Annotated in this window: 26 protein-coding genes; 15 read left to right on the top strand and 11 right to left on the bottom strand. The window is 56.9% G+C overall.

Going from position 1 to position 13,650, the window contains the following annotated elements; translation table 11 throughout:
• Nucleotides 1-20 precede the first annotated feature (20 nt).
• The 11 genes from JFT44_RS22175 to JFT44_RS22225 form a co-directional block, all read right to left on the bottom strand.
• Nucleotides 21-836, bottom strand: coding sequence for a hypothetical protein (locus JFT44_RS22175; RefSeq protein ID WP_198831153.1), 816 nt, complete (start codon nucleotides 834-836; stop codon nucleotides 21-23).
• Nucleotides 836-985 carry a hypothetical protein gene (locus tag JFT44_RS22180; protein WP_169862700.1) on the bottom strand — a complete coding sequence of 50 codons (150 nt, stop codon included), beginning with the start codon at nucleotides 983-985 and terminating at the stop codon, nucleotides 836-838. Before JFT44_RS22180 ends, JFT44_RS22175 begins: the two co-directional genes overlap by 1 nt.
• Nucleotides 982-1,218, bottom strand: coding sequence for a hypothetical protein (locus JFT44_RS22185; RefSeq protein ID WP_038440773.1), 237 nt, complete (start codon nucleotides 1,216-1,218; stop codon nucleotides 982-984). Before JFT44_RS22185 ends, JFT44_RS22180 begins: the two co-directional genes overlap by 4 nt.
• Nucleotides 1,215-1,502: a hypothetical protein gene (locus JFT44_RS22190; RefSeq protein WP_198831154.1), complete on the bottom strand. Its 288-nt coding sequence runs from the start codon at nucleotides 1,500-1,502 to the stop codon at nucleotides 1,215-1,217. The genes JFT44_RS22185 and JFT44_RS22190 overlap by 4 nt, the downstream gene beginning before the upstream one ends.
• Nucleotides 1,503-1,523: 21 nt before the next feature.
• On the bottom strand, nucleotides 1,524-1,784 hold the full coding sequence (locus JFT44_RS22195) for a hypothetical protein (RefSeq protein WP_198831155.1): 261 nt from the start codon (nucleotides 1,782-1,784) through the stop codon (nucleotides 1,524-1,526).
• 19 nt (nucleotides 1,785-1,803) lie between these two features.
• Nucleotides 1,804-2,238, bottom strand: coding sequence for a hypothetical protein (locus tag JFT44_RS22200; protein WP_198831156.1), 435 nt, complete (start codon nucleotides 2,236-2,238; stop codon nucleotides 1,804-1,806).
• A gap of 21 nt (nucleotides 2,239-2,259) precedes the next feature.
• Nucleotides 2,260-2,541 carry a hypothetical protein gene (locus JFT44_RS22205; protein ID WP_198831157.1) on the bottom strand — a complete coding sequence of 94 codons (282 nt, stop codon included), beginning with the start codon at nucleotides 2,539-2,541 and terminating at the stop codon, nucleotides 2,260-2,262.
• 496 nt (nucleotides 2,542-3,037) lie between these two features.
• Nucleotides 3,038-3,232, bottom strand: coding sequence for a hypothetical protein (locus tag JFT44_RS22210; protein WP_198831158.1), 195 nt, complete (start codon nucleotides 3,230-3,232; stop codon nucleotides 3,038-3,040).
• Between the two features lie 64 nt (nucleotides 3,233-3,296).
• Nucleotides 3,297-3,569, bottom strand: coding sequence for a hypothetical protein (locus JFT44_RS22215; RefSeq protein WP_198831159.1), 273 nt, complete (start codon nucleotides 3,567-3,569; stop codon nucleotides 3,297-3,299).
• Nucleotides 3,570-4,449: 880 nt separating this feature from the next.
• Nucleotides 4,450-5,364 carry a hypothetical protein gene (locus JFT44_RS22220; protein ID WP_198831160.1) on the bottom strand — a complete coding sequence of 305 codons (915 nt, stop codon included), beginning with the start codon at nucleotides 5,362-5,364 and terminating at the stop codon, nucleotides 4,450-4,452.
• Nucleotides 5,365-5,426: 62 nt separating this feature from the next.
• The gene (locus JFT44_RS22225) at nucleotides 5,427-6,212 is read right to left on the bottom strand and encodes a LexA family transcriptional regulator (protein ID WP_198831161.1); all 786 of its coding nucleotides are present in this window, start codon (nucleotides 6,210-6,212) and stop codon (nucleotides 5,427-5,429) included.
• A 108-nt stretch (nucleotides 6,213-6,320) separates the two neighbouring features.
• Between JFT44_RS22225 and JFT44_RS22230 the strand changes: the two genes are divergently transcribed.
• From JFT44_RS22230 to JFT44_RS22300, 15 genes are all read left to right on the top strand, one after another.
• Complete coding sequence (locus JFT44_RS22230; RefSeq protein WP_040267806.1) at nucleotides 6,321-6,515, top strand: Cro/CI family transcriptional regulator; 195 nt, start codon at nucleotides 6,321-6,323, stop codon at nucleotides 6,513-6,515.
• Between the two features lie 29 nt (nucleotides 6,516-6,544).
• A complete protein-coding gene (locus tag JFT44_RS22235) occupies nucleotides 6,545-6,739 on the top strand; it encodes a hypothetical protein (RefSeq protein ID WP_053254928.1) in 195 nt (64 codons plus the stop codon).
• Nucleotides 6,740-6,758: 19 nt separating this feature from the next.
• A complete protein-coding gene (locus tag JFT44_RS22240) occupies nucleotides 6,759-7,004 on the top strand; it encodes a hypothetical protein (RefSeq protein WP_198831162.1) in 246 nt (81 codons plus the stop codon).
• Nucleotides 7,005-7,091: 87 nt separating this feature from the next.
• Nucleotides 7,092-7,706, top strand: a complete 615-nt coding sequence (locus JFT44_RS22245; protein ID WP_233098406.1) for an HNH endonuclease — start codon at nucleotides 7,092-7,094, stop codon at nucleotides 7,704-7,706.
• Nucleotides 7,706-8,626 carry a hypothetical protein gene (locus JFT44_RS22250; RefSeq protein ID WP_177428967.1) on the top strand — a complete coding sequence of 307 codons (921 nt, stop codon included), beginning with the start codon at nucleotides 7,706-7,708 and terminating at the stop codon, nucleotides 8,624-8,626. The genes JFT44_RS22245 and JFT44_RS22250 overlap by 1 nt, the downstream gene beginning before the upstream one ends.
• Nucleotides 8,601-9,377 (top strand): hypothetical protein, encoded by a 777-nt coding sequence (locus tag JFT44_RS22255; protein WP_198831163.1) that lies wholly within the window; start codon nucleotides 8,601-8,603, stop codon nucleotides 9,375-9,377. Before JFT44_RS22250 ends, JFT44_RS22255 begins: the two co-directional genes overlap by 26 nt.
• A complete protein-coding gene (locus tag JFT44_RS22260) occupies nucleotides 9,374-9,562 on the top strand; it encodes a DUF1382 family protein (RefSeq protein WP_198831164.1) in 189 nt (62 codons plus the stop codon). The genes JFT44_RS22255 and JFT44_RS22260 overlap by 4 nt, the downstream gene beginning before the upstream one ends.
• Nucleotides 9,559-9,819: a hypothetical protein gene (locus tag JFT44_RS22265; protein WP_106119911.1), complete on the top strand. Its 261-nt coding sequence runs from the start codon at nucleotides 9,559-9,561 to the stop codon at nucleotides 9,817-9,819. The genes JFT44_RS22260 and JFT44_RS22265 overlap by 4 nt, the downstream gene beginning before the upstream one ends.
• On the top strand, nucleotides 9,816-10,052 hold the full coding sequence (locus JFT44_RS22270; RefSeq protein ID WP_198831165.1) for a hypothetical protein: 237 nt from the start codon (nucleotides 9,816-9,818) through the stop codon (nucleotides 10,050-10,052). The genes JFT44_RS22265 and JFT44_RS22270 overlap by 4 nt, the downstream gene beginning before the upstream one ends.
• Complete coding sequence (locus JFT44_RS22275; protein ID WP_198831166.1) at nucleotides 10,045-10,923, top strand: hypothetical protein; 879 nt, start codon at nucleotides 10,045-10,047, stop codon at nucleotides 10,921-10,923. Before JFT44_RS22270 ends, JFT44_RS22275 begins: the two co-directional genes overlap by 8 nt.
• Nucleotides 10,920-11,180, top strand: a complete 261-nt coding sequence (locus JFT44_RS22280) for a hypothetical protein (RefSeq protein ID WP_198831167.1) — start codon at nucleotides 10,920-10,922, stop codon at nucleotides 11,178-11,180. Before JFT44_RS22275 ends, JFT44_RS22280 begins: the two co-directional genes overlap by 4 nt.
• The gene (locus tag JFT44_RS22285) at nucleotides 11,177-11,596 is read left to right on the top strand and encodes a recombination protein NinB (protein ID WP_198831168.1); all 420 of its coding nucleotides are present in this window, start codon (nucleotides 11,177-11,179) and stop codon (nucleotides 11,594-11,596) included. Before JFT44_RS22280 ends, JFT44_RS22285 begins: the two co-directional genes overlap by 4 nt.
• The gene (locus JFT44_RS22290; protein WP_130898280.1) at nucleotides 11,589-12,311 is read left to right on the top strand and encodes an NUMOD4 motif-containing HNH endonuclease; all 723 of its coding nucleotides are present in this window, start codon (nucleotides 11,589-11,591) and stop codon (nucleotides 12,309-12,311) included. Before JFT44_RS22285 ends, JFT44_RS22290 begins: the two co-directional genes overlap by 8 nt.
• Entirely contained in the window at nucleotides 12,305-12,901 is a 597-nt protein-coding gene (locus JFT44_RS22295; RefSeq protein WP_198831169.1) for a recombination protein NinG, read from the top strand. The genes JFT44_RS22290 and JFT44_RS22295 overlap by 7 nt, the downstream gene beginning before the upstream one ends.
• Nucleotides 12,898-13,575 carry a hypothetical protein gene (locus JFT44_RS22300; protein ID WP_038440804.1) on the top strand — a complete coding sequence of 226 codons (678 nt, stop codon included), beginning with the start codon at nucleotides 12,898-12,900 and terminating at the stop codon, nucleotides 13,573-13,575. Before JFT44_RS22295 ends, JFT44_RS22300 begins: the two co-directional genes overlap by 4 nt.
• The last annotated feature ends 75 nt before the right edge of the window (nucleotides 13,576-13,650 follow it).

Below are 13,650 nucleotides of genomic sequence, written 5' to 3' on the forward strand. Positions count from 1 at the left end.
CCGGTGCCGCTGGTGGGTGGTCATGGCGTCGCAGGCAGTGAGGCGGCTGCAACAGCTTCATCAAGCCGCTGTTTTGCCCGTTCGAATTCCTTTTGCGCGGATTCGATAATGCGCTTCCGGCCCTCTACTTCACTCTTGGCGATCTTCTCCCGCAGCTCATCGGATACAGGAATTCCGTACTTCATCGCTGACCTAGCCAGACTGATAACTACGTGATCCTGATTGTTGCGAGCGCAAGACGCGACCTCTTTGGCGTACCACTTTGCTGCAACTTGCCGAGCCTCTTCTTCTGACGTTGCCAAGAGAACCTCGGTATTTGAGCCGCTACCATCGGAGTAGGCGGCCATTTTCCAGCGGTAGTGATTTTTAGTCCCGCCGTAGATCGAGAGCAGGCGCATTTCCTTGTCGCTGTCATAGCCAAGGATCGACTCGACCGTGCCGATTAAGAAGCCGCTGTAGTGGTCGATCTTGACCAAGTGCGTCACCGCTCCGGAAATCCACAGGTCCAGGTTTCGAAGCTGGTCGTTCTCTTCATGGCGCTTGCGCATGTTGGCAAGATCGCTCTCCATGGTGCGTTTTTCGCTGGAAAGATCGTTCAGCTCTTTGCGCCGCTCATTAATTCGGCCTTCCAGCTCTTGAACCTTTCCGTGCAGCTTTGCAACTGGTGGTTCGGCGTAGACCTCGGGCCAGGACTTCACCGGGCCGTAGTGAGGCTCACCGTCTTCCTGTTCATAAATCGGCTCAACCGCATAACCGCTTGAGGTCTGCGCAACGAACGAGGCCGCTTCGCCGTGGATGCTGTAGACCGTCTGACCTGCTTCAAATTGATTATTCATTACGCTTTCACCTCATAAGCCACGGTCCACTCACCGCACAGGCAGGCCCTACGGCTCCAGGCGTGGACGTTTTCGATACCGGCGTCGTAGGCCAGCGACAGTGCGCCGAGCCAGGACGTGTGGGTAAATGCCAGGGTCATGGTGTTCATTGCGCAGACCTCGCTCGGATATCCGCAAGAAACGCTTCCGCCTGTGTTTGATAAAGGCGGTTGTAGCGTTCCTTGTAGTGGAAGAATTCGCCGTCATCGATGGCGCCCAACGCATAGGCCATTTCCATGGCCATGCTGGTTTCGGCGAACAACTGAGACGACGTGTCGCCGTTGCGAATGCATTCGAAGCGAGCATCGATCATGCCCACCGCGATAACGTTTGCACGGCTCATGCTGCCCACCGTTGCCGGCGCTTGATGGCGTCGATCTCAACCCACAGCGCCAGCGTGATCTGCGGCCCGTACTGGTGGGCCAGCACCGGCAGTTGATAGTCCGGAACATCCATGCGAGTGCCGTCTTCGTCGTAGCAGATGCCCGAAACCAACTTGAATTCCAGTTCCCGACAGCCCTGGGCGTCCCAGTCGCTATCCCACGTTCCCGGCCGTGCAGGCTCATTCACGCAATGGGTCACTCCCACCTGGAGGACAAACCCCTCAACAACTATTTCGTGTTCCATGGATGCCTCCAGAGTGGCGGGTTAGTCGTAGTAGTCCTGATCGGCCAGATACTCGGAATGCTCGCTTACAAGCCATTCCTCCATTGAGGCGATCTCGGATTCAGTCATGAAGCTGGTGTCGTCTTTCGAATCCCACTCGATTTCGCAATGACCGAAGTACTCTTCAGGATCAGCAGCTCGGCAGCTAAAATTCCCTTTCGACTGGGAAAAGGAAACGACGCTCAGGGTGACGGCAATGTCCTCGCCATCCTTGACCGTCCAATATTCGTAAGTGCGGGCCATGGCGACCTCCAGGGTGGCGTTAGTCGGTGTAAGCGATGTATTTGAAGTGTCCGGTATCTTTGTTGAAGCGCTCAAACCTGCCGCCGAACGTTCCGTGCACCTTCTCCTCGACTTCCTTGGCCTCGGTGCCGATAGGGAAAACTCCCTCCTTAATCATCGAGCTGCTGCTGTGGAGCTTGTCCACCCAGTCGATCTTGGTGGGGTCTAGCACGCGAGGCTTTGTTTGGATGTATGGAACCGGGCCGCCCATGCTGATAGACGAGATATCGCGAACGCACAGCGGGTCATCAGCGGCGCGCCACCCACAGTCATGACAGTGCATGTCGGCGCTCTCATGTCGCCAGCACGGCGCTGATATGTGGCAACTACAATCCTTGACTGGCTCCAGCTCGATTACACCTTGGCAGCCATCACGGGCGCACACGTCGCCCTCGGAATATCCGAAATCGCTCATGGCGACCTCCAGTATTTGGGGTTAGGCGGCGAGCTTTAACGCCTTGTTTAGCGCGCGCTCAAAGCTCTCGAAATAGAAGGTTTTTTCAGGTTTGAAGGTGTCGCCGAGGCAAAGCATCGTTGCTGCCGGGTCAGCAGGGCCTCGGCCGCCAACAAACTTTCGAGGGCGGGTATCTGCAATCAAAAGACCGCCTTTCGGCATGCGCTCAAAAAGACCGAGGATGGTGACGCCGGCTGCTTTGCAGGCTTCGATGCGCTCAGGTTTTAGAGCCAGCATCCCGGTAGAGTGGGCAAAAAGCTTCATGGTCTCGCTCCTTGGTTGGTTCACCTGTATTCGTTCAACACTCATGCCTCCTGCTGGTTGCCGATGGGCGCGGGGGGAGTGCTGACGGGTAGAGGCGCGTAAAAAAGCCCGAACATTGCCCGGGCTTTCGGTGCGACACATAGACCTCCCTACGTGGCGCGGGATATCTACTTCACTGAGCTATTTCATGGCTGTATCCCCCGTTGCTTGCTGGAAAGAAAGAAAATCCGCATGTGCGGGCTGCTGCTACCTTTCGGCTCCCTCCCGGCGGGATGTGCAGTGGGCCCCGGGGCTTCCAAATACCTCCAGGGGGACTAGAGGCATTTGTGAAACCAGATGGCAGGCCTGAAACAGCAGGTCGCCATCTGCGCACAATCCAGCTACTGGCTACGGATCGTGGTGGGTCCTCAAAGGTGATTGATGCAGGGGGCGGCCTTGCGCCGTGTGGACTCATCCGCATCCCGCTGCACACTCTGTGAATGCGCAGGAGGATGATTCAGCCAAGGTGGATGGCAAGCATTCCGCGATCCATTACCGCCAGTTCTTCAGTGCTGTTCATGATGCGGCGCAGCTCGGCAACACCTCCGGCGATACCGGTTACCGCCGCAACAACTTGGAGCTGGTCTTTCTTGTCGGCGTTGCGCAGAGCAGCGCGGATTCGTTCGTCTTGCTTTGGATCAGTCAGGTTCATCGTCTTGCCTCCAGTTGTTTTCCCGATGCCCACCGCTCTGGATGGGCATCAGTGAAAAGGTCCGTCAGTCGTCGTCACTCGAGTCGATCATCTTTTCGATGTCGGCGGCGGCCGGCTTCTGCCAGTTCTTGATCTGGCCTGTTTCCAGGTCGATGTTCAGGATCAGGTAGTCGCCGTAGTGCTGTCCGGGGAAGAAGTCCGGCACGTAGCCTTCATAGCTGCCGACCTCTTCGCCTTGGGCATCCTTCAGGCCAGCAGCGAAACCGTCGCGGACCTTGATGTGCAGGTGCAGCTCAGTCACATCGACCTGCACCGTTTTCTGCTGATTGATTTGCATGCCGCTGTCTCCGGGTTGATTTCCCGTCAGGCCCTCTTGCGAAGGCCTGCCAGTGAAATCTGCGGTGTCCGGCGTAACCGCTATCTCCCATTTGGTAGGGAATTTCCCGCCAATACATCTGGCCCGCCCCCAGCTATTTTCCTCAAGCTGGCTTGGAAATCTTTCTCTCCAGCCGCGGGCCTTTCGGCTTGTTCTCCCGCTGGATAACTGTTCTTGGCGCTTTACGCTGCACGCCCGGGTCAGTTGCCAACCCTCTGAACCGTTAAGGCCGGTTCATCGCTGCCTTTGAATCTGGGCCGGTGGTGATCCGGCAAGGGGTGTAACCAAAGAGCGGCGGGCCCTTAGGCCCTGGCGAGTCCCTGTTGGGTGACTCGATGGAGTGAACAATACCGCCGGTATTCTATTAGGTCAATACCGCCGGTCATGTATTTTTCAACAGGCACAAAAAAGCCCGCTCAGTGGCGGGCTACGGGGTCAGTGCGGAGAGGATTGCTAAACGGCGGACCTGCAGTGCTTGCAGATACTTGCGTCCTTATTTATTCGCTCAGCGCAGGCAGGGCATTTCTTGATTGATCTGCGCCAAAGCCATATCCCGACTATGGCTAGTGGAGGCCCGATAATCATCAGCCAACCCGCCTCCATTTGTTTGTGCGACCCAGGAAAAGCAGTCTGAGCCTCCCAGAAGCCCAAAGCGAAGGCCGCGAGCCCGAGCGCAATTAAAATTTTCCCAAGCATCGAAACCTCCATTTGAATTGATCTGGCATCCTACCATGCAGGCGAAACGACACCACCGCAGGAGAGCAGAGATATTTGTGCGAAAGGATTGGTGAGGGCGGGGAGGGCAGATACAAGAAACCCGGCGCTAGGCCGGGCGTACTAATTATTGATGAGATATTGGCAACTTGAGCTGAGTGCCGGACCTTCGGTGATCGACGACCTCAAGGACTTGATAGTCGGCTCTTAACTGATCACCAACCAAGGTTTTTATTTCCCTGAGCTTCACCCTCAAGATGTCCCCTTTGCCAAACCGCAATTCACCGCTTTCTATTTGGCTGAGAAAATCCTGATCAACAATAGACGCGTAAAAGGTAGAAGCGCCATCGTAGAATCGCCACTTGTTGTCATCCCGGAAGGCTATGTTCACCAGCTGCAAGCTGGCGATACGCTCGCTTTCGTCGAGATGCTCTTCCTCTTGCTCTGGCGCGATGAAATTATCTGCGTCCGCTTGGGAGGCGACGGCGAAATCGCCGGATTCGTCACGCACCGCGAAATAGTCTACGCCAGGCTTTTGTAAAGGCTTGTGCACAACGTCCTGGAATGCCTTTCTCAGCTTCCAGTTGCGGAAAAGATCAAGCACCTCCTGCTCCGTATCGAAATGCTCACGGTCACAGAAAACCCTAACTACGCCATGCCTAAGCACTTCGACATTGGTGATCTTTCGACTGCGAACCCACTTGATCAGCTGGAAAACGCCCCTAGTGCTGCCGCCTGTAAGCCCAAGAATCGTTATAAGGTTGAGAGCTGCGGTTACGGCATTCCCAGCAAACAAGTCTTGTGCCTGCTGGATGAGGCTTTGCGTAACGCCAAGGTCTATGGCGAAGCAACCGGTCTTGAAAGAGCCCTTGACGTTGACTGAAACCTTAGTTCTACCATCGTTTAGAGTGGCGTTGGCCTCTTCAAACAACTCACCAAGGGCTAGAAGTGCAGGCGCAAGATCCCGCACCTCCATCTCATGCGATTGAAGTGCGGGTCCGTCGTAAACGATCTGTAGCGATGCTTTGCTCATGTCTTCCATTGTTGCTTCCGTGCGTGATTCTGTCTATTTAAGCCTACGGCTTCCCGTCCGAAAGCTGGAGGCTAAAGCATGCCGCCGCGCCAAACCACACGCCCGATGATGCGAACCTCATTTATCTCTCCGTCGCGCAGGGTCTCGTCGCCGTAGCGTGCCTTGTCCGGGTTATCGCTTCGAATGATCCAGCCGTCGAAGTCCGACTTGACTAGGCGCTTCACGATCGTGCCTTTCGATTCGCTCTGCATGGCGAAGATCTGGCCGTCCTTCGGCTCAACCCTCGACTCATCCACCAGCAGCACATCACCGTCATTGATGGTGGGCTCCATGCTGTGGCCGTTCGCGTAGATCACGTCCAGGTGCTTCTGGTTGAGATTGTTGGCGCGCAGCCAGGCCGACTTGAACGCCATCACGCCGCGGATCTCGACGTGCGGGTTGTCGTCGCCGTCACCGGTTGAGCCGCGAGCTGTCAGTTGGAGGACGCCGGTGTAGCCAGGCTCATCCTTCAAATCGAAGCTGCGCGGGGGAGTGCGGCCGTCAGTCGCCTGATGAGCATCTCTACCAGGAAGCGCCTGAGACATTTTTTCGATCTGGGCCGCGAGAGTGGGGCTTATCTCTGAGACGGGAACGCCTAAGGCTCTCGCAAATACGACTGCCGCATTCACGCTCAGAGCAGTGCGGCCGTTCATGAAGTGGCTGACAGCGCCTTGCGTGACGCCATCACCCAGTTCGGCAGCAAGCTTTTCCTGGGTGAGCTTCAGCTCCCCGCGCTTGGCCTGGAACAGGGATTTCAGCCGGGCGCTGTCTTGCAGCTGCCATTCGGATAACGGAAGCCGTCGGGAGTCTTTTTTCATCTGCTGATGGTATTACCCACGGTATTTACTTAACCAATATCGCCGGTATTGACTATCAACAATACCGGCGGTCATACTTGTGGCGAAATCTACGTAGAGGACGCCGCAATGCGCCGAATCACACTCACCGAATTTGCCAAAGAACACGGCCATACCAAGGCCGCCCAGATGCTTGGTTGCACCCAGGGTGCGTTGAGTAAAGCGATCCGCGTCGGCCGCGATGTGTTCGTGACCCTCGAAGAGGACGGCAGCTTGTCGGCCCAAGAGCAGCGTCCGTTCCCATCTCAGAAATCAGCCGCTTAACCCTTTCGAACAACCAAGGAGCCTCACCAATGGCATATCACGACACGCGTCACCTGAAAGACCGGGAGATCAAGTCCCGCTATGACGACGAAACCTACGAGGCGCTGAAGGCTGTTGCGCGCCTGCACAAGCTCCAGCTCGCGGTTTTCGTTCGTATGTGCGTCGAGGAAAAGCTGGAAAGCATCGTTGAACTGGATGTTAACGGGAAACACATGCAGGCCTGAAGGCCCTTAAGGAGGCTATATGCCTGAAACCACGATCTGCCACGGGATCGATGGGCGCCTCTACGAAAAGCTTGAACGGTTGGCAGCAGCGGCAGGGATGACCCCTGACGAGTACGCCGCAAAGCTTGGAGCAGAACGCTTTTTCGAAAAGACCAGGCCACGAGGCGCCGGGAAGATCCGGCATCTACCAACAACAAGGCGTGATCCGCCGAAGGCCGGAATAGGGCCTGAAAAAGGAGGGACTGATGAAGACCCCAACCCATAAACCCAAATCGCAGGCACAAAAAAGCCGGGGCGCAATCCCGGCTCTTTTTACAGCACTTGCAAAAACTGTATCAACGTGGAGCTGATTATGCATACCTCTAACGCCGATGTACAGGCCCTGAATAATCCCGCGCCACGTTTTGCTAAATCAAAAAACGTAGCGCCTGGGGATATAGAGATTTTACTTTCAGCTATTGAGGCTAGAAGGCTTTTCAGGGTTGTTGATGGAAAGCTCGTGAATCTCGTTCGGCGAGGCGCAAGGGCCATGCCAGGAAGGATTGCCGGATCACCAAACATGGACGGTTATCTGCGGGTAAAAATAAACAACGTTTTGTTCCGAGTCCATAGAGTTATTTGGCTGATTGCCTATGGAGAATGGCCAAAAGGCCAGATTGACCACATCAATGGTATTCGTGATGACAACCGTATCGAGAATCTGCGCGATGTAACGGTGCAAGGCAATCAGCGTAATCAGCATATCCGAACAGACAACTCATCTGGCGTTCCTGGCGTTCGCCTTGAAAATGGCAAATGGCGTGTTCGAATCAAAATTGACGGCAAGTACATCTCTGTAGGTCGATTCCAAGATTTTGATTCTGCCGTGGCTGCCCGTAAAGACGCAGAAGCCATCTATGGCTTTCATCCAAACCACGGGGCGACTGATCTAGAGCGACGCACCTTCCAATTAAAGGAGGCTGTGTAATGGCCCGCGCACGCAACATAAAACCCGCGCTGTTCACCAATGAGATACTCGGCGTAGGCCACCCGTTATGCACTCTTCTGTTCCAGGGTCTCTGGCTGCTGGCTGACAAAGAAGGTCGCCTTGAAGATCGTCCGCTCCGCATCAAGGCCGAAATCTTCCCTTACCGCGAAGCCGACGTTGACGCGATGCTGCACTGGTTGGCGCACAAAGGCTTCATCGTTCGGTACACGGCGAGCGGGAAGGCCTACATCGAGGTCGTGAACTTCACCAAACACCAGAACCCACACAAGAACGAGAAGGACTCAGAAATTCCTTCTATTTCAGACGGTTGTATCACTTCCGATATTCTCGGTACTCGTTCCGAAATTATCGGTACGACTCGGGCTGATTCCCTCTCTTCTGATTCTGATCTTCTGATTCCTGATTCACTGATTCCTGATGTCCTGAACCCGGATTCAAAAACCTTGCCGGTCGCCAAGGCTCCGGCGCCGACGAACATCAAGGTTCTGAAGCCGAAGCAAAAGCAAAAGACCGACGCGCAGATTGCCAACACCAACACCTGGGACGCCTACACCATCGCTTACCTTGAGCGCTATGGCGTGGAGCCGGTGCGCAACGCCAAGGTCAATGGGCAGGTTGCCCAACTTGTTCAGCGTCTCGGGGCTGAAGAGGCTCCGGGTGTCGCCGCGTTCTACGTGACGATCAACGACTCGTTCTTCATTCGCGCATCGCACGAGTTCGGATTGCTGGTCTCGCGCGCCGAGGGCATCCGCACGCAGTGGCTCACAGGCCGCCAGGTAAACGCCGTAACCGCGCGCCAGATGGAGAACACCCAGGCCAACATCAGCGCCGCCCAGGAAGCCAGTCGCAGCATTCTCGAAGGAGGTGCGCCCAATGCTTTCCTACGCCGAAACCGCTGAACTGAGCATGGCCATCTGCGCCACTGCTGAAACCCTTGGGCAAACCCTGAGCGCTCCAGCTGCCAAGCTGATGGCCGAGGATCTGGCCGAACACCCTATGGACGTGATCGCCAACGCACTGTGGGCCTGTCGCCGCGAAGTCACTGGAAAATTGACCCTGGCCGCGATCCTCCAGCGCGTACAGGCCGCCGACGGCCGCCCCGGCAAGGACGAAGCCTGGGCCATCGCCATGACCACCAACGACGAATACGAAACCGTGGTTCTGACCGATGAAATCCAGTTGGCCCTGGCCGCTTCCAAGCCTGTGCTCGATGCTGGGGACAAGATTGGCGCCAGGATGGCCTTCATCAGCGCCTATGAGCGGTTTGTCGGCCAATCCCGAGAGGATGCCAAGCCTGTCAACTGGCACGTCTCTGTGGGCTTTGACGCCAACCGCAGAATCCAGGCGGTAACCAAGGCAATGGAGCTGAAGCGCATTCCTCGCGAACACGCCCAGAAGTACCTCGCCGACCTGAGCATTGAGCCGATCACCGAAGACGGCCGAGCCATTGCCGGCTTGCTGACTGGCAACGTCACTCAGCCAGCGCCTGTGCTGCGCAAGAAGCTGGAACTGGTCAAGAACTCAATGATGGAAATGCGAATGGCCAGCGCCGAACGGAAAACCGAAATGCGGATTGAAGCAGCCAACGAATTGGCAGATCGCCGGGCGCTGCTGATCCGCCAGGCCCAGGAACTGGAGTCGCGACCATGAAACGAGCAACCCCAGCACAGCTACGCCAAGCCATTGAGCTGGCAAACAAGATGGTCAAGCTCGGAATCCTTTTTGTGTGTGTCCCGGTTGTTGATGAGGCGGACCACCTGAACTTGGCCACGCAAGCCACCGAGCGCCTGGAGCGCCTGGCATTGATCGCAGAAGCAGCGGAGCAACGGACATGACCACGATGACCACTCGCCAAGTGATCGCGATGCGGAACATTGCACACGCCTTGAAAGAGTTCTACAGCGACTGCGATGCGCTTACTGCGGACTTCATCTCTCCGGCCTGGATCGAGATCATTGAAGACCGAACTGCGCTGATCTGTGATTGCTGCAACGGGGAAGGGCAGGTCGGTGGACTCACTCCTGACGGCTACAGCAGCGATAAATGCGATCCGTGTGACGGGTCTGGCCTGAAATTGGAGCAACGGACATGACCGACAAGATGCGTGAAGAGTTTGAGACCGCTGTTGCTTTGGAAGCTAAAGAGCCCGTGCTTGCGGTCTACCTGAGCCGCCGTGACGACACCTACAGCACCAGCACCCTCCATTTCGCGTGGTGGGCTTGGAAAGCCTCCCGCGCGGCGCTGCTGAAAAAGCAAGTCAAGGAGCAAGAAGAGTTCCTTGACCACCTTGCTGATTTTGAGCCAGAGGACACTCTCCATGAATGACCGCACCGAACTGAAGCGGCTGGCCAAGGCTGCAAACGCAGTGACAGGGGATGTGTCCGTCGATATCGCGATCAGCAGCGAGCGCGGCCCAAATCAGCCTGAGATTGATGCTGTGACAGCGTTTGTGGGTGCAGCAACTCCCGCCGCAGTCCTGGCCCTGATCGCCGAGAACGATGAATACAAGGCTGTGGCCGAGCAGCCTGCATCCTTGAACGCATCGCCAGCAGCGGAATATGAGGGCTTGAAGCGCCAGTTCTTTGCGCTGCGCAATTACGCGCTCTGCAAGGACAAGCTGTCAGGTTACTACAGTCGAGAGCTTGAAAGATTGCGCGGCGTTGATCGCTCTCAATCTGCCGGGGAGATCGATGCCGAGCGCGATATCAATGAGCAATTGACCAACGATCTATTGGCTGTGGAGGCCGAGCGCGACCAGCTCAAGGCCGAGAACGCCGGGCTACGCACCGGCTACGAAGCCTACGAGCAGGTGAATGCTGAGCTGAAGGCTGAGGTGGAGGGGTTGCGCGATGACCTTGATCAGGTCGAATACGACGCCAACGCTTGGCGCAATGGCGAAGAGTCGGTCTGGATCGAGGTCTTCAACATCGAAGGCGATGATCCGTTCATTTGCGCTATCAGCGGCAAGATTACCGTCGAGCAGTTGGCCTTGATCCAGGCTGAAATCCTTGAATATCGGGAGGATTACTTCGAGAAGGGTTCAGGCCTTTACGTTTTCAGGTGCGCCCACTGCCAGGCTCATTACGACAACGTTGGCATGACTGAACCTGCACACTGGGAGACTGACTTCGAGTCGTTCAGCCCTTTCCCGTGGGAAGAAGAGGCCGCCGCCCTGGGCCAGGGAGAGCAGTCATGACCGACTTGAATCAACTTTCGTCGGCGGCTCGCTCTGCCGCAATGCGCGGCGGTACTGCTGGCTGGGGGCAAGTCGGCGGCTTGGCTGAGCACATCCTGTACATGGAAGTGCGCCCAAAGCGCCGCGGCCGCCAACCTAAGTGCCATTGCGGCTGCGGGACGCCTAAAACGCATCTCGGCAAGGCCAATGGCGTGGCCCTCACGGGTGGCTGTGAATTCTACGTCCGGCGCTGGGTGAAAGCGGGAGGTCGGCCATGACCAGCCTCCAGATCCGCAACGAATCAGACCGCGCCAGGGTGCTTGGCCATATCGCTGGCATGGACATCACCAAGCCCAAGAAGCTGGCCATCACCGAAGTAGACCGCAGCGGGGAGCAGAACAAGGCACTGCACGCGGCGCTGGCCGATATCGCGGCCCAGGTTGAGCACGCCGGGAAGAAGTGGGATGTCCTGATCTGGAAGCGACTCCTGACCGCCGCCTGGCTGCGTGAGTCTGGCGACCAGCCACAGATGATCCCTGCGGTAGACGGCAACGGCTTCGACGTCATCTACGAGCGCACAAGCAAGCTCACCGTGAAGCAGTGCGGCGAGTTGATTTGCTGGGTTGAGGCGTTCGGCGCAGAGCACGGCGTTAGATGGACGCAGAAAGATCACTGGGGTGGCCGATATGACTGATGAAATCTGGAAAGCTGTCGGCGGATTCGAAGGGCTTTATGAGGTATCAAGCCTTGGCCGGGTGAGATCGCTCCCACGGGTCATGCGTGCCAATTATGGCCCCAGGGAATATGGGGGGAAGGTCCTTTCTCCGGTTGCGCGAAAGCTTGATGGTTATCTAATCGTAAGCCTTTATCGGAACTCAAAGCGCTATCAGCGAACGGTGCATGCAATTGTTATTGAGTCCTTCAAGGGGCCTGCGCCCGCGGGGATGCAGTGCTGCCACAACAACGGCGTGCGCAGCGATTGCCGGGCTGAAAACCTGCGCTGGGGCACAAGCCTCGAAAACTCGGGTGATAAAAAAGTGCATGGGACTGCACTCAAAGGCGAGAAATGCGGAAACGCAAAGCTCAATGAAGAGCAGGTGGTAGAGATTCTTTATTCATCCGAGCCGCACAACATCGTTGGTGGCCGGTTTGGGGTTAGCGCGGAACTGATAGGCCTGATTCGTAACGGCAAGGCCTGGAGGCATGTCGAAAGAAAGCCTGGGATGTACACCAGGCAGGCAGCAGCCTGGATTGTCGATGGTATTTCCTACTCAACTCTAGTCCAGGCGTCAGAAGCCCTTGGAGTGGCGGTTCACGTCTTGCGATACCGGTGCAAGGGGCGTCACGCAAAAGGGAAATTCTACCCTCCGGCCGAGGGGTGCAGATTTGTGGAGGGCAATCAATGCTGACCACCAAACAACCCAAGCCCAAGACCTGCAAGAACCCAGCATGCAGGGCCTCATTCGTCCCGCAGCGCCTGGGACAGGCGGTGTGCAGTCCGAAGTGTGCGCTGGCCACCGTAGAGGTGCAGAAGGCTAAGGAGAAGAAGTCGCTGGCCCAGGCCGGGCGCCGGGAGATCAAGGTGCGCAAGGAGGCGCTCAAGACTCGTGGCGACCACATTCGCGAAGCACAGCAGGCGTTCAACGAGTACATCCGCACCCGGGACCAGGCCGCCGGCCACCTCTGCATATCCAGCGGCAAGCCGTTGGACTGGAGCGGCAACGCGGTAGATGCAGGTCATTACCGCAGCGTTGGATCCGCGCCGCACCTGCGGTTCGATGAGCGCAACTGTCACGCACAGAGCAAGCAGGACAACCGGTTCCTGTCTGGCAATGCCGTGGACTACCGGATCGGCCTCATCGCGCGTATTGGGCAGGAGGCCGTCGACGCCCTGGAATCCGACCAGAGCGTTCGCAAGTACACCGTGGAAGAGATCAAGGCCATCAAGGCTGAGTACCGGGCAAAGACCAGAGAACTGAAGAAGGGGCAGGCAGCATGAAACTGATCAACGCACGTCAAGCGTGGACTGATGCGCAGCACGAATCGAATGCCTCAATCAGTGCTGCGGCGGCTGATCGGGCCAAGTCCGCAACCGTAGTCAGGAAGGAAAAGGCAGCACTGCGCGAGATCATCTTCGCTGCCCAGGGCGAGGATAAGGAAGAGCGCATCATGGCCGTGCGCCAGAAGATCAGCATTGCCGAAACGCGGCGCGCACCGATTGGCCGCTCCACACATCGTGCAGCCCACCTTCTCACCATGGGCAAGGTGCAGAAGGCAATCGAGTCGCTGCCGTTCCAGGTGCAGCAGCTGGGGCATTATCTCTACCACCCGTGCATGACCGTCGTGCACATGCTCAACGCCGAAAAGCTCATTTGGGCGGATACGGACTTTGGCGCGCTTACCGACGCCAAAGCGGTGAAGGTTCATTGCCTCATCACGTGCGCCCTGCAGTCCTACAAGGTGGAGGTGAGCGGCGGTGACGCGTGGGGCCCAGCTCGAGTGTCCGACGCCATGATCAAGCTGTATGGGATCACCATCGAACCCAAGCACTGGGACCGCGACTGGCTCGACATCTGGAATTTCCTGCGAAAGGCAATCGAGGAAGTGGATATTCAGGCGCAAGAGCCAGTTTGGCAGGTGATACACGCGGAAAATTCAGAGGATGCGGCATAAATATGTTGCAATGGTGGGGAATTCGATGTACTTTTCCCACACTGCGCAACTTACCTCCAGCGCACGACCACATCG

The organism is Pseudomonas sp. MF5691 (genome assembly GCF_016405645.1).
GTDB lineage: Bacteria > Pseudomonadota > Gammaproteobacteria > Pseudomonadales > Pseudomonadaceae > Aquipseudomonas > Aquipseudomonas shahriarae.